We start from the raw sequence: 16,740 nt of genomic DNA on the forward strand, positions 1-16,740 counted from the left end.
TGCTGAGGGTTCACAGGGTCACACAGCGCCCATGGTGTCCACATTGTGATACCGCGTCTCATTCCATGGAATGAGAGTTGGCGCATTTGCCTATGGGGCGATTGAGTAGGCACATCGGACCACCCGAGGACCAACGCCGACGGTGGCGACGGCCTCCTGCGGCCCGACCCGAGCCGGCATCGACGCCGACCCCGCCCGAGCGGGAGCGCGCCTGCGGTTCGCCGCCTGCACGCTGCCCGCACCAGCACGTGAAAGGCATGACCATGACCGCACCCGCGCTCATCCTGCTCGCCAACGGCTCCACCGACCCCAGGGTCGGCGAGGTCGTCCACACGATGCGTGTGGGCATGCAGACGATGCGCCCGGAGATTTCGGTCCACGTCGCCTTCCTCGACCACTGCCCGCCGAGCGGACCGCAGGTGATCTCCCGCATCGCCCGGACCCAGACGCGTGAGGTCGTGTTCGTGCCCCTGAACCTGTCGTCGGTGTTCGCCGACTCCCCCGCGATCGACGCCATGGTGGAGAAGGTGCGCGCGAGCCACCCCGACATGTCGTTCACCGTCGCCCGCCCGCTGGGTCCCGAGGCGGGCCTGCTGAACCTCGTCGACCAGCGGCTGCGCGAGGCACTCGGCCGGGCGAATGCCACGGAACTCGACGGCCTGGTGCTGACGTGTGAGGGCACCCACGACCAGCGCAGCCAGGCGCTGCTGGCCCGCCGCGCCCGCCAGTGGTCGTTGCACCACAAGCTCCCCGTGGTCGTGGCGTCCGCCAACGGCTCGGGCCCCTCGACGGTGCAGGCGATCGCCTCGTTGCGCTCGCAGGGGCGCCGCCACATCGCGGTCGGCTCGTTCCTGCTCACGCCGGGCGAGGCGTGGTCGTTGCAGCGCGCCGCCGCCCTGCGCGCCGGCGCAGTCGCGGTTTCCGACCCGCTGGGCGCCGAGGACGAGATCATGGACCTCGCGTGGGGCCGCTATGCGGTCGCGTCGATGGACCTGCTCGACTTCGGCTTCGCCGAGGCCACCGAGGAGACGCCGGCCCGGCGCCACCTGCACGTGGTGGGCGCCTGACGCATCAGATGTCTGCACCGTGCCGCGTACTCACGGCACGGTGCACACATATCTGCGGCCAGAGCACGCTCTGGGCTGCCCAGTCCACCCACGGGCCCTCAGAACTCGCGCAGCCTGGGCCGCTGTGTCGCAGGCGTGCCCGGCCGTGTCCCGCCAGCCATAGCGGAGCGTGAGCTTCCCGTCCTCGGCATTGCGGTTGTCGCGGCGCGCATCCCGGAAGGCGCCCTCACCCGCATGACCCAACCTCCCGTCGAGCTCATAGACCACGGCGTGGGCGTCATCGACCAGATCGGCGCGGCCGCCCGCCAGTGGCACCTGGCGCAGTGTCGCCGGGAGCCCGTGGGCCCTCAGGACGTCGCGGAGGAACCGCCGCTCAAGCGGACTCTCGGTCCCGGCCTCGACCTCGGCGAGCATCTCCGCCAGCAGGCCCCGACGCGGCTGCCTCGCACGGCGCTCCAGGGCTCGGCGCAGCGCAGCCGACCGGGCGCCCCCGCGACTCGCCTTCGCGAGCCACCCCACCATCCCGTCGACATCTGACCCCGCGCACAGGTCCAGGGCCGTCGTCACAGGGTCGGTGCAGCCCGGGCGCTGCGTCGGACGCCGCCCCAGCGTGTCGCTGAGGTAGCGCACACGGCCGAACGGCCGTGGCTGGGCGCCTCGCGGGACCCAGACCTCCACCATGCGCGGTGGTTGCGTCACCCAGCCCAACAGGTACGCGGCTCCCTCGAACCCCACCGCCGACCGGTCGCCGCCGCGGAGCGTGCCGGCGTACGCCCACGCCCGGAGGCTCGGCTCGCCGGGGTGGGTGAAGAGCAACTCCGGGGCGAGCCGGCTCCATCCATGACGGAGGAGCCGGGCGATGGAGTGCCGGGTGTCCTCCGGACCTGCCTGCACCGTGCCGCGTACTCACGGCACGGTGCAGACATATCAGCTCGCCTCCACCCGCTGCTTCTCCTCCTCCACGTCGAACGTCGCCCCCGGCCACTGCGGGTCGACCTCGCGCAGCGTCTCCAGCAGCAGGCGGGTGACGGCCCAGTCGCGATACCACTTGCGGTTCGCCGGCACGTGGAACCACGGCGCAGCATCGGGGTTGCACCGCTCGAGCAACTCTGCGTACGCCTCCATATACGCCGGCCACTTCGACCGCGAGTCGACGTCGCCCGGGTTGTACTTCCAATGCTTCTCGGGGTTCTCCAGGCGCTCCATCAGACGCGCCTTCTGCTCGTCGTGGCCGACGTTGAGGAAGCACTTGATGACCCGCGTGCCGGACGCCACGACCTCGGCCTCGAACTCGTTGATGAGGTCATAGCGCTTGCGCCACTCGTCCTCGGCCACCAGCGAGTCGACGCGCACCACGAGCACGTCCTCGTAGTGGGAGCGGTCGAAGATGCCGATCATGCCGGGCCCCGGGAGCTCCTTGCGGATGCGCCACAGGAAGTCGTGCTTGCGCTCCTCGGCCGTGGGTGCCTTGAACGCCTTGAGTTGGATGCCCTGAGGATCGACCAGGCCGACCGAGTGACGGATCACGCCGCCCTTGCCGGAGGTGTCGAGCCCCTGCAGGATCAGCAGCACCCGGGGGTCGGGATCGCCCTCGATGCGGCCGTTGGCGTACAGGCGTTCCTGGAGGTCGGACAGCTCCGGTCCCATCGCCGCGGTCTGGTCCTCGGCGTCGTCCTTGCCCTTGCCCGGATAGCCCGGCGTGGCGTCCGGATCGAGGGCGCCCATGTCGATGCTCCCCTGCGGGACGCGCAGCAGCGTACGCAGGTCCAGGTCGTCGTCGGTCTTCTTCGCCGTGTTCTTCTTCGCCATTGGGACAGTGTGCCGGAGCCCTCCCGCGCGCTCACTCGGGGTCGGCCGCGCCCTTCTTCGCCCTGCTCGGCTGCACCCGACTGGGCTCGCCGGGCATCTTCGGATATTCCGGCGGGTAGGGCATCTCGCCCTCCCCCGCCGCGTCGTCCCGGGCGTACCACTCCAGCGCCGTGGCGATGGTGCCGGGCGTGGCCGCGTACAGGGGTGCCCACACGTCGCCGCGCTCGGCGAACCGAGCGGGCATCGTCACGACGGTGAAGTCGTCGGGCGTCACGTCGCCCAGCTCGTCCCAGGTCAACGGAGCGGAGACGCGCGCCTCGGGCACGGGCCTGATGGAGTACGCCGACGCGATCGTCCGGTCGCGCGCCATCTGGTTGAAGTCGACGAAGATGCGGGCTCCCCGCTCCTCCTTCCACCAGTGGGTCGTGACCTTCTCCGGAAGGCGACGCCCCAGCTCGCGGCCGAGGGCGATGACCGCGTGGCGCGCATCGATGAACGAGCAGCCCTCGACCGGCACGAAGACGTGCACGCCGCGGCCGCCGCTGGTCTTGGGCAGCCCCTCGAGGCCCGCATCCGCCAGCACCTCGCGCAGCGCGTACGCCGCCTCCACGGCGTCGCCGAAATCGGTGCCGGGCTGGGGGTCGAGGTCGATGCGGAGCTCGTCGACCCGCTCGGTGTCGGCCATGCGGACGGGCCACGGGTGGAACCGCAGCGTGCCGAGATTGGCCATCCACGCCAGGGTCGCGGGCTCGGTCGGACACACCTCCTCGGCGGTCCGCCCCGAGGGGAACGCGATCGTGCCCGTCTCGACCCACTCGGGTGCGCCCTTCGGCACGCGCTTCTGGTAGAACGCGTCGCCGCCGTCACCCATGCGGGTCACCAGTTTCATGCCGGGGCGTACGCCGCCGGGCCAGCGCTCCATCGTGGTGGGCCGCTGGAACAGCGCAGCGAGCAGGCCGTCGCCGACGGCGAGGCAGTAGTTCACCACGTCGAGCTTCGTCAGCCCGAGCTCGGGGAAATAGACCTTGTCGGGCGAGGAGACGTGTACGCTGCGCTCCCCCACCTCGATCTCGACGGCTTTGGCGGGCATCGTCTCTCCCTTCGTCCGCTGCACGGCAGCCTAGGGCCCGCTCACTAGAATCGACCCATGACCAGCGAGGAGACCTTCCGCCCGACCGTGCTGAAGACCGAGGACGAGTGGCGCGCCCAGCTCGACGACCTCGAATACCACGTGCTGCGCGAGGCCGGCACCGAGGCGCCCGGCATCGGCGAATACACCGACACGACCACCGAGGGCGTCTATCACTGCAAGGCGTGCGACGCCGAGCTGTTCCGCAGCGAGACCAAGTTCGAGTCCCACTGCGGCTGGCCGTCGTTCTTCTCGCCGCTCGCCGACGACCGCGTGCGCTACATCCAGGACGATTCGCTCCCGGGGCGCCCGCGCGTCGAGGTGCGCTGCGGCACGTGCGGCTCCCACCTCGGCCACGTGTTCGAGGGCGAGGGCTACGAGACGCCGACCGACCTGCGCTACTGCATCAACTCGATCGCGATGCGGCTGGAGCCGGCGAAGGGCTGATCAGCCCCGCCAGGACTCCACGATCTCGCGTAGCTCGCGGCGCCGTCCGCTGTAGAACGGGACCTCGACGCGCACGTGGCGACGGGCGCCCGAGGCCCGCAGGATGCGCATCAGGTCGACGATGCGGCCCATCTCGTCGGCCTCGAACGCGAGGATCCACTCAAAGTCGCCCAGCGCGAACGACTGCATGGTGTTCGCGCGCACGTCGGGATAGTCGCGGCCCATCTGGCCGTGCTCGACCAACAGGGCGCGGCGCTCGGCCTCGGGCAGGAGATACCACTCGTAGGACCGCACGAACGGATAGACGCACAGGTGGTCGCGCACCGTCTCGTCGGCCATGAACGCCGGCACGTGCGACTTGTTGAACTCCGCCGGGCGGTGGACCGCGAGCTGCGACCAGACCGGCTCGAGCGCGCCGCCGAGGCCGCTGGCGCGCAGCACGTGGTAGGCCTTCTGCAGCGTCTCGTAGTCGGGCGCGTGCCACCACACCATGAGGTCGGCGTCGGCGCGCAGGCCCGCGACGTCATACCAGCCGCGGATCACCAGGTCGAGCCCCTCGCCGGCCTTCTCGAGCGCCGCCAGCGCCTCGTCGGCCAGTGCGGCGTCCACGATGTCGGTGCGCCGGAAGACCGACCACATCGTGTAGCGCTGTTGCTCGTTGATCGCCTTGATCTCGGCAGCCCTGCTCACTGGTTCTCCTTCGTGTTCTCGCGCGCCGCGCGGCGCAGCTGCGGTCCTTCGGCGTGGACGAGCTCGACCACGCGGGTGAGCACCGTCGGGTCGGCCGTCGGCGGTACGCCGTGGCCGAGGTTGAAGATGTGGCCCGGCGCGGCGGCGCCGGCGGTGATGACCGCGCGTACGCGGTCGGCGATGACCTCCCAGGGGGCCCCCAGGAGTGCGGGGTCGAGGTTGCCCTGGAGTGCGTACGCCCCGTCGAGCCGCCGGTTGGCGTCGTCGAGCGGGATGCGCCAGTCGACGCCCACGACGTCGGCGCCCGCCTGGCCCATGAGGTGGAGCAGCTCGCCGGTGCCGACGCCGAAGTGGATGCGCGGGACGCCGCGCTCGCCGATGCGGTGGAGCACGCTCGAGGCGTGCGGCATCGCGTACGCCCGGTAGTCGTCGGCCGACAGCGCGCCGGCCCAGGAGTCGAACAGCTGGACGGCGCGTGCGCCGCCCGCGACCTGGGCCTCGAGGAAGGTGGCCGACATGTCGGCCAGCCGCGTGCAGAGCGCGTGCCAGGTGTCGGGGTCGCCGACCATGAGGGCCTTCGTGCGTGCATAGTCCTTGCTGGGGCCGCCCTCGACCAGATAGCTCGCCAGGGTGAACGGCGCGCCGGCGAAGCCGATCAGGGGCGTCTCGGCCTCGGCGCCGCCGAGCTCCTCGACGACCATCGCCGCGGCCTCGGTGACGAAGCCGAGCTGGTCGACCGCGAGCGGCGGCAGCGCGTCGACGTCCGCGCGGGAGGCGATGGGGTTCGCGATCACGGGACCGCGGCCGGGCACGATCTCCAGGTCGACGCCCGCAGCCTTCAGCGGGACGACGATGTCGGAATAGAAGATCGCCGCGTCGACGCCGTGCCGGCGTACGGGCTGCATCGTGATCTCGCGCACCAGGTCCGGCGTCGCGCAGGCGTCGAGCATCGTCGTGCCCTCGCGCACCTCGCGGTATTCGGGCAGCGAGCGGCCGGCCTGGCGCATGAACCACACGGGGACGCGGTCGTCGTCCTGCTGGCGGGTGGCCGCGGCCAGCAGCGCGGACGTGGGCGAGGAAGAGGTCACCGCGCCATCCTGCCACGCGCGCCGCGCCCACCGGTCCCGCGACGACGTGACGTCGCGTACACCGTGCGCGCACCCGACCCGCCCGGCGCGCCTGCCCGGCCGAGCGGACACTTGTGCCTACTCTCGACGGGTGGCCGCAACCAGTGATTCCGTGATGGTCCCCCGCCCCTTCAGCCGGGTCGTGGCCGACATCGCCGACCATGCCTGGCGACCCGAGATCTCGGTCGAGGAGATGCCGGCACCCCAGCGCATCGCCCCGTACGCGGCGGCGATGACCGCCGACGTGTTCAGCGCCGACGTCGAGGTCGGCAACGGCCGTCTGGTGCTGTTGCACGACCCCCGCGGCAACGAGTCGTGGCAGGGGACGTTCCGCTGCGTGACGTATGCGAAGGCCGATGTCGAGCCCGAGATGGTCACCGACCCCCTGCTGGCGAGCGTGGGCTGGTCGTGGCTGATCGACGCCCTGGAGGCCCACGGGGCCGAACACATCCTGCCGAGCGGCACCGTCACGTCGGTGAACTCCGAGTCGTTCGGCGGCATGGAGGACGAGCTGCCGCGCGCCGAGGTCGAGATCCGCGCGTCGTGGACACCGGTGCTGGGCGAGGACGGATCAGGCCTCGCGCCCCACCTGTCCGCCTGGGCCGACCTGCTCTGCACCACCGCCGGCCTCCCCCCGCTGCCGGCCGGCGTCGTGATGATGCCGTCGCGGCGCGGGAACGCGCGGTGAGCGACGCGGAGGAGTCCCCCGGCGCCGACGCCGTCGAGGTTCCCGAAGCCGCCGAGCTTCCCGTCCTCGCCGCCCCCGCCGACGGGGTCCCGCCCGTGGTCGACACGCCCGAGGCGCTCGCGGCGACGATCGAATCCCTGCGCAGCGGCACCGGACCGGTCGCCGTCGACGCCGAGCGCGCCCACGGGTTCCGCTATTCGACCCGGGCCTATCTGCTGCAGCTGCGGCGCGAGGGATCCGGCACCCATCTGGTCGACCCCGTCGCGTTCCGTGACGCGCCTTCCGAGGCGGACCTGTCGGCGCTTGGGGAGGCCATCGCCGACGCCGAATGGATCATCCATGCCGCCACCCAGGACACGCCGTGCCTCGTCCAGGTGCGCATGGTCCCCACCACCATCTTCGACACCGAGCTCGCCGGCCGCCTGCTGGGCCTGCCGCGCGTGGGCCTGGGCGCCCTGATCGAGCACTACTTCGGCCTGCGGCTGCTCAAGGAACATTCGGCGGCCGACTGGTCGACGCGCCCCCTGCCCGACTCGTGGCTGGCGTACGCGGCCCTCGACGTGGAACTGCTCATCGAGTTGCGGAACCTCATCGAGGCCGACCTCGAGCGCGCCGGCAAGGACGGCTGGGCGCGCGAGGAGTTCGCCCACCTGGTGGAGAAGTCGACCCGTCCAACCGTCGAGCGCGTCGACCCGTGGCGCCGACTGTCGGGAATCCACGGCGTACGCACCCCGGCCGGCATGGCCGTGGCCCGAGAGCTCTGGCACACCCGCGACGAGATCGCCCGCCGCCTCGACCGCTCCCCCGGCAAGATCCTGCAGGACAAGGCGATCTCCGAGGTCGCGGGGGCGAAGGAGCCCGGCCGCGGGAGCGTACGCGCCCACGCGGGGTTCCAGCGTCGCGCGGCGAAGCGCTACGAGGCCAACTGGATCGCGGCAATCGAGCGCGCGCAGGCGCTGACCAAGAAGGAGCTGCCGCCGGTGCACCTCGCGCCCGACGGCCCGCCCCCGCCCCGCACGTGGGAGAACAAGGACCCGGTCGCCCACGGGCGCTTCCTGCGGCTGCGGGAGACGATCAACGAGCTCGCGACCGAGCACGACCTGCCCGCGGAGAACCTGTTGACGCCCGACACCTGGCGCCGGCTGGCCTGGAAACCACCGGCGCGGGCCGACGAGGCCGCGGTGGACGCGTTCCTGATCGCCCACGAGGCGCGGGACTGGCAGCGAGGCATCGTGGTGGGTCCGTTGACGGCGGCGTTGGAAGACTGACCGCCCACGTTGGCTGAGCGAGCGCCAGCGAGTCGAAGCCTCCTTCGACTCGGCCGCAGGCGGCCTCGCCCAGGCAACGTACCTGAGATTTCCCGCGCCGTTCCTTCCCCCGCGATGCTACCTGTGAGTAACATCACCGTATGCCACGTGAAATCCACGACGTCGTCTTCGTCGACGGCGTACGAACCCCTTTCGGCAAGTCCGGCTCGCTGTATGCCGAGACCCGCGCCGACGACCTGGTGGTGCACTGCATCCGCGAGCTGATGCGACGCCACCCCGAGCTGCCCGCCGACCGCATCGACGAGGTCGCCATCGCCGCGACCACGCAGACCGGTGACCAGGGCCTGACCATCGGCCGCACCGCTGCCATGCTGTCGGGCCTGCCGAAGTCGGTGCCCGGCTTCGCGATCGACCGCATGTGCGCCGGCGCGATGACCGCCGTCACCACGACGGCCTCCGGCATCGGCGTCGGCGCCTATGACGTCGTCATCGCCGGCGGCGTCGAGCACATGGGCCACCACCCCATGGGCGAGGGCGCCGACCCCAACCCGCGCTTCGTCGCCGAGAAGATCGTCGACGAGTCGGCGCTGGTGATGGGAAAGACGGCCGAGAACCTCCACGACCGCTTTCCCGCCATCACCAAGCGCCGCTGCGACGAGTTCGCGGTGCTCAGCCAGGACCGCGTCCAGCAGGCGTACGCCGACGGCGTCATCCAGGAGTCCCTCGTGCCGGTCGGCGTACGCTCCGTCGAGCTCGGCTGGGGCCTCGCGACGGCCGACGAGCCGCCGCGCCCCGGCACGACCGTCGAGGCGCTCGCCGATCTGAAGACCCCGTTCCGCCCGCACGGCAACGTCTCCCCCGGCAACGCCGCGGGCCTCAACGACGGCGCCACCGCCTGCATCCTCGCCTCGGGCGAGGCCGCCGAGGAGCTGGGGCTCCCGGTCGCCATGAAGCTCGTGGGCTTCGCCTTCGCCGGCGTCGACCCCGCGGTGATGGGCGTGGGCCCGGTGCCCGCCACCGAGAAGGCCCTCGAGCGCGCCGGGCTGACCATCGACGACATCGGCGCGTTCGAGATCAACGAGGCGTTCGCCGTGCAGGTGCTCGCGTTCCTCGACCACTTCGGCATCGACCAGACCGACCCGCGGGTCAACCCCTATGGCGGGGCCATCGCGCTCGGGCACCCGCTGGCGAGCTCCGGCGTACGCCTGATGATCCACCTGGCGCGCCAGTTCCGCGAGCGGCCGGAGGTGCGCTACGGCATCACGACGATGTGCATCGGGCTCGGCATGGGCGGCACGGTCATCTGGGAGAACCCCCACTTCGCGAAGGAGGTCGCGCGATGAGCGCCGATCTGTATCCCGACCTCGACGCGCTGCTCGACGAGGCCGCGGCCGCGTCGGCCGACCACGAGGTCATCACCCGCGCGATCGGCCGTGACGTCCAGCTCCCCCGCGGCGCCGGGACGGCCGTGCTGATCACGCTCGACAACGGGCTGGACCACACCCGGCCGAACACGTTCGGTCCCGGCTCGCTGCGCGAGCTCAGCCGTACGCTGGACCAGGCCCTGGCCCGCGACGACATCGCGGCCATCGCCATCACGGGCAAGCCGTTCATCACCGCGGCGGGCGCCGACCTGTCGCAGGCCGGGAAGATCGCCAGCCGCGACGAGGCCGTACGCATCGCCCAGCTCGGCCACGGCACGTTCTTCAAGCTCGCCGAGTCGACGATCCCCACGTTCGCGTTCGTCAACGGGCTGGCTCTCGGCGGCGGGTTCGAGGTCGTGCTGAACTGCCACTACCGCACGATCAACGCGTCGGCCCCGGCGATCGCCTTCCCCGAGGTCTTTCTCGGCATCCTGCCGGGCTGGGGCGGCACCTACCTGCTGCCGAACCTCGTCGGCCCGGAGAAGGCCGTCGAGGTCATCATCGGCAATGCGCTGGGCAACAACAGGATGCTGACCGGCGCGCAGGCGTACGAGGCGGGTTTCGCCGACGCGATGTTCGACGGCGCCGACTACCTCGCCCGCTCGATCGACTGGATGGCGGGCGTCGTGACGGGTGAGATCACGGTCGAGCGGCCCGACGTGCCGCGCGACGAGGCCAACTGGGACGCGGCGATCAAGGCAGGCAGGAAGATCGCTGACGCCAAGGTCGCCGGCACCGCTCCTGCGGCCTATCGCGCGCTGGACTGCATCGCCGCGGCCCGTACGCTGGGCCGCGCCGAGGCGTACCGCAACGAGGACGAGGGCCTCGCCGACCTCGTGATGACCGAGGAGCACCGGGCGTCGCTGTATGCGTTCGACCTGGTCAACCGCCGCGCCAAGAAGCCGGCGGGGGCGCCCGACAAGGAGCTCGCGCGCAAGGTGACCAAGGTCGGCGTCGTCGGCGCCGGTCTCATGGCCTCCCAGCTGGCGCTGCTGTTCATCCGCCGCCTGGGCGTGCCTGTCGTGATGAGTGACCTCGACCAGGAGCGCGCGGACCGCGGGTTGGCGTACGTGCGGGGCGAGATCGACAGGCTGTTGGCCAAGAAGCGCATCTCGCCCGACAAGGCCAACGGCCTGCGTGCGATGGTGTCGGTCACGACCGACCAGGCCGACTTCGGCGACTGCGACTTCGTGATCGAGGCCGTGTTCGAGGAGATGGGGGTCAAGCAGAAGGTGTTCGGGGCGCTCGAGGCCCACGTGCGGCCCGACTGCATCCTCGCGACCAACACGTCGTCGCTGTCGGTGAGCGAGATGGCGTCCGGGCTGTCCCACCCCGAGCGCGTCGTGGGCTTCCACTTCTTCAACCCGGTCGCGGCCATGCCGCTGCTGGAGATCGTTCGCGGCGAGCAGACCGATGACGCGACGCTCGCGTCGGCGTTCGTGGTCGCGAAGGGCCTGAAGAAGAACGCGGTGCTCGTGAAGGACGCGCCGGCATTCGTGGTGAACCGCGTGCTGACGCGCCTGATGGGCGAGGTCATGCGTACGGTCGACGAGGGCACGCCGCTCGAGCTGGCCGACGGAGCGCTGCGCCCGATGGGGCTGCCGATGTCGACGTTCGCGCTGCTGCAACTGGTGGGTCCGGCGGTGGCGCTGCACGTGGCGGAAACGCTGAACGGGGCGTTCGGCGACGAGCGGTTCCCGGTGTCGGCGTCGCTGAAGGCGATCGTGGAGGCGGGCCTGCCCGGCGTCTATGACCGTGACGAGTCGGGGCGCCCGTTCATCTCGGACGCGGCGCGCGCGGCTCTGGTGCAGGGCGACAGCCCGTCGACGGCCGAAGAGGTGCTCGAGCGGGCCGAGAAGGCACTGGCGCACGAGATCGGGCTGATGCTGGCCGAGGGCGTCGTGGCGGCGCCGATGGACATCGACCTGTGCATGATCCTCGGCGCGGGCTGGCCGTTCCACGACGGCGGCATCACGCCGTACCTCGACCGCCGCGGCACGTCCGAGGCCGTCAACGGGCAGCGCTTCCTGCCGAAGGGTGCGGCGAGCCTGCCGGGCTGAGCGGCGGGGAGGCTCGGCGCGCCTCCGTGGGGGCGTTCTCGCCCTCCGGGCTCGCGCAACTTGTGCACACCGCTGCACGAGTTGGGTCGACACGCCGGGCAAAAGACCCAACTCGTGCACGTGTGTGCACGAGTTGGGTTCCCGGGCGGAGCCTGGTTGGGTTCCCGGGCGGAGCCCGGTTGGGTTCCCGGGCGGAGCCCGCCACCAACGGCCGAGGGCCGCGTACGCAGGTCTGCGTACGCGGCCCTCGGCCGTTGGTGCGGGTGACGATCAGGCCAGGGCCTGCTCCACCTTCGCGATGACGCCTTGCTCGGCGCCCGAGACGCCCTTGGCGGCATCGGCGACATCGCGGCACGACTGGAGCACGAACGCCTTGAAGGCCTCCGCGGTGGCCGGCGACTTCGCGGCCAGCAGCTGCTTGGCGCCCGTGAGCTCCGACAGCACGGCCGTCTCCATCTGGGACTTGTCCTCGACCTTCGGCATCGTCGGCAGGCCGCCGACCTTCATGATGTCCTGGATCTCGGGGCTGGCCGACTGCAGCGCCTTGCCCGCCGCCATCGACTCCTTGAACGCGTCGAAGAAGCCGGGCTCGGCGCCCGACACGAGCGCGCCGGCCATCATCGCGGCGGAGCGTACGCGCTGCTTCTCGTCATCGGTCAGGGCCGCGCCAGGAGTGCCGGTCGTGGGGTTCTGCTGGGGTGCGGTGCCGCCGGTCGGCAGGTTCGGCATCCCCTGCGGCTCACCGGTGTTCATGGTCGGGGGCTGGTTCATCTCGGTCATGGTTGGACTCCCATCCCGCGGCGCAAGCCGCTTCACTGTGATCGGAGGCACCACTATGCCGTAGGGGTGGATCACGCGACCCGCACCCCCCAGCCCCCCGTGTGTATTAGCGACCGCTATTCGCACTCAGCACACCGTGCACGGTGTGCTGAGTGTGATCAAGGGTCGCTAATACGCGTTCTGGGACTCCGACGACTCCGTGTCCCGCACGACCGCCTCGGTCGCATAGCGCGCGATGTGCTGCGGCGTCAGACCCAGCTCCTCCAGCAGCTCACCGCGCGACCCCTGCTCGAGGAAGCGCTGAGGGATGCCGAACTCGTGCAGCGGCGTGAACACGCCCCGCGCCCGCAGCTCCTGCGACACACGCGCGCCCAGCCCACCGGCCACGCCCGAGTCCTCCACCGTCAGCACCAGGTCGTGGTCGACGGCGAGCCCGGCCAGCGCCGGATTCACCGGCAGTGCCCACACCGGATCGACCACGGTGACGCCGATTCCCTGCTGGGCAAGGCGTTCCGCGACATCCATGGCCACCTCGACCATCGGCCCGTACGCCACCACGAGCACCCGCGCGCCGTCGTCGGCCCGCATCACGTCGAGCCCGTCGCGCCGGTCGACCGGCTCGATGTCGGGCTTCAGGTCCTTGCCGTAGCGCACGACCGACACCGCGTCGTCGATCTCGACGGCCCGGTCGAGCGCCTCCTTCAGCCGCGTCTCGTCGCGCGGCGCCGCCACGTGTACGCCGGGCACCGCGCCGAGGATCGTGAGGTCCCACATGCCGTTGTGGCTGGCGCCGTCGGCGCCGGTGATGCCGGAGCGGTCGAGCGCGAACGTCACGCCCGCGCGGTGAAGCGCGCAGTCCATCAGCACCTGGTCGAAGGCCCGGTTGAGGAACGTCGAATAGACCGCCACCACGGGGTGGAGGCCCGACGCCGCCAGCCCCGCCGCCGACGTGGCGGCGTGCTGCTCGGCGATGCCGACGTCGAACGTGCGGTCGGGGAACGCCGCCGCGAAGCGGTGGAGCCCCGTCGGGTGCAACATCGCGGCCGTGATGGCCACGACGTCGTCGCGCCGGCGCCCGACCTCGACCATGTGCTCGGAGAACACGTCGGTCGACGTACGCGCCACCGAGCTCGACAGCGGCTCGCCGGTGATCTCGTCGATCTTGCCGACCGAGTGGAAGCGGTCCTCCTCGTGGTTCTCCGCCGCCTTGAAGCCGCGGCCCTTGTCGGTGAGGACGTGCACGATCACCGGGCCGCCGAACCCCTTGGCCTGCTTGAGGGCGCGCTCGAGGGCGCCGACGTCGTGGCCGTCGATGGGCCCGACATATTTCATGCCGAGGTCGGCGAACAGCCCCTGCGGCGCCAGCACGTCCTTCAGCCCGATCTTGAGCCCGTGCATCCACTCGTACGCGGCGCGCCCCACCAGCGGAGTGCCGGTCACCGAGCGGCGCAGGATGTCGAGCGCCTGCTCATAGCGCCGGTCCGTACGCAGCGTCGTCAGCTGGTCGGCCAGGCCGCCCACCGTCGGGGTGTAGGACCGCCCGTTGTCGTTCGCGACGATGACCAGCGGCAGGTCCTTCTGGACCGCGATGTTGTTGACGGCCTCCCACGCCATGCCGCCCGTCATCGCGCCGTCGCCGATCACGGCGACCACGGTGCGGTCGGCGCCCTGGAGGTGGAGGCCCTTGGCGAGCCCCTCGGCCCACGACAGCGAGGCCGACGCGTGGGACGACTCGACCCAGTCGTGGTCCGACTCGGCGCGGCTCGGATAGCCCGACAGGCCGCCCTTCTGGCGCAGCGTCGGGAACTGGTCGCAGCGCCCGGTCAACATCTTGTGGACATAGGACTGGTGGCCCGTGTCGAAGATGATCGGATCGTTCGGCGAGTCGAAGACGCGATGGATCGCCATGGTCAACTCGACCACGCCGAGGTTGGGCCCCAAATGGCCGCCGGTGCGGCTCACGTTGGTGATCAGGAACGCGCGGATCTCGGCCGCGAGCTCGTCGAGCTGAGCGCGGTCGAGTGCGCGCAGGTCCTTCGGCTGACCGATCCTGTCCAACAAGGGCATAACGGCCAGTTTAGGGGGTGGACCCCTGTCCGGAGGTCAGCCCGGGGTCGAGAAATCGACGCGTCGCGTCGGACCCGACTCCCACGAGGGGCCCCACGCGCCTCACAGCCGCCGGATGAACACCTTGCCGCGCAGGGCTTCCTCGACCAGCGCCACCCCGCGGCGCACCCGCACCAGATGGGCCGACTCACGCTGCCACGCCTCGGCCGCCGAGTCGATCACCTGGGGCGCCACGTGGTCGCCGAGACTGGCCCTGACGCCCGCGAGCCCCGAGCGCGTCGCCTCGAGCTGGCTCTCGACGAAGCGCGCCGCGAAACCCGCCAACACCACCGGGTGGTGGCGCAGCACCGCGTACGCCCGGAAGTCAGCCGGACACTGGTCGAACAGCCACGCCGTCGCCGTGGCCTCCCAGTCAGGGGCACCCGGCGGGCGTACGGCCTCGGGCCAGCCCGGGGGGACATAGATCGCGCTCTCGACCCGTTCGCGCACCGCCTGCTGTGTCATGACGCCTCCTCATTCGAACACGCGTTCGAGACTACGGGAGGGGTCCGACAAAGACAAGGGGCAACTCCTCGACTCGCTCCGCTCGCTCGGAGAACGTACGCGGGGCAGCTCCTCGACTCGCTCCGCTCGCTCGGAGAACGTATGGCCTCAGCGCCGCTCCAGTTCCTCGGCCAGCACCCCGTCGCGCCGGAAGCCGCCGCGCACCTTCGCCGTGACCGCGTACGCGACCCCCAGCACCACCAGGTAGGGCAGGCCCGCCACCCACGCGATGCGCAGGTCGTCGATGAAGACCAGGCTGATGCCGATCGCCACGAGGGCGACCAGCGCGACCGTCGCCGTCACCCTGGGCAGGGGCAGCGTCATCGTCGAGTCCGGCAGGCCCAGCCGCGCGCGCTTCACCTTGTAGGCCACGAACGTGACCATGATCAGCAGCCACGTCAGCCACAGCCCGAACACCAGCACGCCGAACAGCAGCTGGAACGCGTTCTCCGGGCTCACGATCGACAGCACCGACGCCAGCACCATGCCGACGGTCGCCAGGAACACCGCGTTGCGCGGGGCGCCCGAGGCCGTCGTCCGGCCGACCGGCGCCGGAGCCATGCCGTCGCGGGCCAGCGAGTGGAGCATGCGGGTGGAGGCGTACAGGCAGCCGTTGCCCGACGACATCGCCGCGGTGATCAGGATGAAGTTCATGATGCCGGCGGCCGCGGGAATGCCGGCCGCGCCGAGCACCCGCACGAACGGAGAGCTCAGCACCGACCCGTCGCCCGACGCCGACACCGTCCACGGCTCCAGTGTCACGACGATCGCGATCGCGCCGACATAGAAGAGCACGAGCCGCACGATCATCGCCTTCGCCGCGCGCGGGATGTCGCGCGACGGGTCCGAAGACTCGGCGGCGGTGAGCGACACGTTCTCCGCACCGCCGAACGAGAAGATCGCCATCACCGCGCCGATGAGGATCGCGCCCCAGCCGTGCGGCGCGAACCCGCCGTGCTCCGTCAGGTTCCCGACACCCGCTGCCGGTCGCCCCGGCAGGCCGAAGAAGATCAGCACCAGACCGAGTGCGATGAACACCACGACCATCGCGACCTTGATGATCGAGAACCAATATTCCGAGGCCCCATAGAACTTCACCGCCAGCACGTTGATCGCGATGAGCATCAGCGAGAACGCCACCGTCGCCACACCGAGATTGATCTGCGGCCACCAATACGTCAGGTAGGTCGCCGACGCCGTCACCTCCGCCCCCACGGCGATACACATCGTCACGGCCACGTTCCAGCGGGCAAGCCAGCCCCCCAGCGGACCGAGGTACGCGTGGGCCGACGCCCCGAAGCCGCCCGCGACCGGGTGCTTGACCGTCATCTCGGCGAGGGCGTAGACGATCACCAGGGCCAGCAGGCCACACAGCGCGTACGACGCGATGATGCCGGGCCCGGTCACCTTGATCATGGACCCGGACCCGAGGAAAAGGCCGGTGCCGAGGGCTCCGGACAGGCCGATCATCGAGATCTGGGCCGAGGTCAGGCCGCGCTGCAGGCCGTCGTGGTCGGGGTCGGGGAAGTCCTTCTCGCCGGCGGACGTGCCGGCGCGGGTGTCAGCGGTGCTCATTCCCTCCACGCTAGAGATCGCGGCCCGCGGCCGCGCCCCGATCTCGTCCAGCACCGCGGTGACGTT

General features: G+C 71.0%; 15 protein-coding genes. 6 read left to right on the forward strand and 9 right to left on the reverse strand.

Annotation, left to right across the window (positions count from 1 at the left end; all coding sequences use genetic code 11):
• Nucleotides 1-263 precede the first annotated feature (263 nt).
• The gene (locus ACYVAG_RS12705; protein WP_460770180.1) at nucleotides 264-1,067 is read left to right on the forward strand and encodes a sirohydrochlorin chelatase; all 804 of its coding nucleotides are present in this window, start codon (nucleotides 264-266) and stop codon (nucleotides 1,065-1,067) included.
• 30 nt (nucleotides 1,068-1,097) lie between these two features.
• Here the strand turns inward: ACYVAG_RS12705 and ACYVAG_RS12710 are convergent, their stop codons facing one another.
• Genes ACYVAG_RS12710 through ACYVAG_RS12720 form a run of 3 tightly spaced genes read right to left on the reverse strand, consistent with a single transcriptional unit; the run spans nucleotide 1,098 to nucleotide 3,966 of the window.
• Entirely contained in the window at nucleotides 1,098-1,961 is an 864-nt protein-coding gene (locus ACYVAG_RS12710) for a type IV toxin-antitoxin system AbiEi family antitoxin domain-containing protein (RefSeq protein WP_460770182.1), read from the reverse strand.
• A 33-nt stretch (nucleotides 1,962-1,994) separates the two neighbouring features.
• Nucleotides 1,995-2,876: a PPK2 family polyphosphate kinase gene (locus tag ACYVAG_RS12715; protein WP_460770184.1), complete on the reverse strand. Its 882-nt coding sequence runs from the start codon at nucleotides 2,874-2,876 to the stop codon at nucleotides 1,995-1,997.
• 31 nt (nucleotides 2,877-2,907) lie between these two features.
• Nucleotides 2,908-3,966, reverse strand: a complete 1,059-nt coding sequence (locus ACYVAG_RS12720; protein WP_460770186.1) for a DNA polymerase domain-containing protein — start codon at nucleotides 3,964-3,966, stop codon at nucleotides 2,908-2,910.
• A 57-nt stretch (nucleotides 3,967-4,023) separates the two neighbouring features.
• Between ACYVAG_RS12720 and msrB the strand changes: the two genes are divergently transcribed.
• A complete protein-coding gene (gene msrB / locus ACYVAG_RS12725) occupies nucleotides 4,024-4,452 on the forward strand; it encodes a peptide-methionine (R)-S-oxide reductase MsrB (protein ID WP_460770188.1) in 429 nt (142 codons plus the stop codon).
• Here msrB and hemQ read toward each other — a convergent pair whose 3' ends face one another.
• Both hemQ and hemE read right to left on the reverse strand, forming a co-directional pair.
• Nucleotides 4,453-5,142, reverse strand: coding sequence for a hydrogen peroxide-dependent heme synthase (gene hemQ, locus ACYVAG_RS12730; RefSeq protein ID WP_460770190.1), 690 nt, complete (start codon nucleotides 5,140-5,142; stop codon nucleotides 4,453-4,455). It lies immediately after the preceding gene.
• Nucleotides 5,139-6,230 carry a uroporphyrinogen decarboxylase gene (hemE, locus tag ACYVAG_RS12735; RefSeq protein WP_460770192.1) on the reverse strand — a complete coding sequence of 364 codons (1,092 nt, stop codon included), beginning with the start codon at nucleotides 6,228-6,230 and terminating at the stop codon, nucleotides 5,139-5,141. The genes hemQ and hemE overlap by 4 nt, the downstream gene beginning before the upstream one ends.
• Nucleotides 6,231-6,360: 130 nt before the next feature.
• Here hemE and ACYVAG_RS12740 point away from each other — a divergent pair, with 130 nt between their 5' ends.
• From ACYVAG_RS12740 to ACYVAG_RS12755, 4 genes are all read left to right on the forward strand, one after another.
• Entirely contained in the window at nucleotides 6,361-6,957 is a 597-nt protein-coding gene (locus ACYVAG_RS12740; RefSeq protein ID WP_460770194.1) for a DUF3000 domain-containing protein, read from the forward strand.
• Nucleotides 6,954-8,225 (forward strand): HRDC domain-containing protein, encoded by a 1,272-nt coding sequence (locus ACYVAG_RS12745; protein WP_460770196.1) that lies wholly within the window; start codon nucleotides 6,954-6,956, stop codon nucleotides 8,223-8,225. Before ACYVAG_RS12740 ends, ACYVAG_RS12745 begins: the two co-directional genes overlap by 4 nt.
• Nucleotides 8,226-8,365: 140 nt before the next feature.
• Nucleotides 8,366-9,568 carry a thiolase family protein gene (locus tag ACYVAG_RS12750; protein WP_460770198.1) on the forward strand — a complete coding sequence of 401 codons (1,203 nt, stop codon included), beginning with the start codon at nucleotides 8,366-8,368 and terminating at the stop codon, nucleotides 9,566-9,568.
• Nucleotides 9,565-11,709 carry a 3-hydroxyacyl-CoA dehydrogenase NAD-binding domain-containing protein gene (locus ACYVAG_RS12755; RefSeq protein ID WP_460770200.1) on the forward strand — a complete coding sequence of 715 codons (2,145 nt, stop codon included), beginning with the start codon at nucleotides 9,565-9,567 and terminating at the stop codon, nucleotides 11,707-11,709. Before ACYVAG_RS12750 ends, ACYVAG_RS12755 begins: the two co-directional genes overlap by 4 nt.
• Nucleotides 11,710-11,979: 270 nt before the next feature.
• Here the strand turns inward: ACYVAG_RS12755 and ACYVAG_RS12760 are convergent, their stop codons facing one another.
• From ACYVAG_RS12760 to ACYVAG_RS12775, 4 genes are all read right to left on the reverse strand, one after another.
• A complete protein-coding gene (locus tag ACYVAG_RS12760) occupies nucleotides 11,980-12,489 on the reverse strand; it encodes a hypothetical protein (RefSeq protein ID WP_460770202.1) in 510 nt (169 codons plus the stop codon).
• Between the two features lie 168 nt (nucleotides 12,490-12,657).
• A complete protein-coding gene (gene dxs / locus ACYVAG_RS12765) occupies nucleotides 12,658-14,556 on the reverse strand; it encodes a 1-deoxy-D-xylulose-5-phosphate synthase (RefSeq protein WP_460770204.1) in 1,899 nt (632 codons plus the stop codon).
• Between the two features lie 102 nt (nucleotides 14,557-14,658).
• Nucleotides 14,659-15,060 carry a hypothetical protein gene (locus ACYVAG_RS12770; protein ID WP_460770206.1) on the reverse strand — a complete coding sequence of 134 codons (402 nt, stop codon included), beginning with the start codon at nucleotides 15,058-15,060 and terminating at the stop codon, nucleotides 14,659-14,661.
• Nucleotides 15,061-15,207: 147 nt separating this feature from the next.
• The gene (locus tag ACYVAG_RS12775; protein WP_460770208.1) at nucleotides 15,208-16,674 is read right to left on the reverse strand and encodes an amino acid permease; all 1,467 of its coding nucleotides are present in this window, start codon (nucleotides 16,672-16,674) and stop codon (nucleotides 15,208-15,210) included.
• Nucleotides 16,675-16,740 lie beyond the last annotated feature (66 nt).

This window comes from Mariniluteicoccus flavus (assembly GCF_054776655.1).

Excerpts from the sequence above, each read along its gene's own strand:
- ACYVAG_RS12715 (WP_460770184.1), bottom strand. The coding sequence starts at position 2,876 with ATGGCGAAGAAGAACACGGCGAAGAAGACCGACGACGACCTGGACCTG.
- dxs (WP_460770204.1), bottom strand. The coding sequence starts at position 14,556 with ATGCCCTTGTTGGACAGGATCGGTCAGCCGAAGGACCTGCGCGCACTC.
- ACYVAG_RS12770 (WP_460770206.1), bottom strand. The coding sequence starts at position 15,060 with ATGACACAGCAGGCGGTGCGCGAACGGGTCGAGAGCGCGATCTATGTC.
- ACYVAG_RS12720 (WP_460770186.1), bottom strand. The coding sequence starts at position 3,966 with ATGCCCGCCAAAGCCGTCGAGATCGAGGTGGGGGAGCGCAGCGTACAC.
- ACYVAG_RS12775 (WP_460770208.1), bottom strand. The coding sequence starts at position 16,674 with ATGAGCACCGCTGACACCCGCGCCGGCACGTCCGCCGGCGAGAAGGAC.
- ACYVAG_RS12760 (WP_460770202.1), bottom strand. The coding sequence starts at position 12,489 with ATGACCGAGATGAACCAGCCCCCGACCATGAACACCGGTGAGCCGCAG.
- ACYVAG_RS12755 (WP_460770200.1), top strand. The coding sequence starts at position 9,565 with ATGAGCGCCGATCTGTATCCCGACCTCGACGCGCTGCTCGACGAGGCC.
- ACYVAG_RS12750 (WP_460770198.1), top strand. The coding sequence starts at position 8,366 with ATGCCACGTGAAATCCACGACGTCGTCTTCGTCGACGGCGTACGAACC.
- msrB (WP_460770188.1), top strand. The coding sequence starts at position 4,024 with ATGACCAGCGAGGAGACCTTCCGCCCGACCGTGCTGAAGACCGAGGAC.
- ACYVAG_RS12705 (WP_460770180.1), top strand. The coding sequence starts at position 264 with ATGACCGCACCCGCGCTCATCCTGCTCGCCAACGGCTCCACCGACCCC.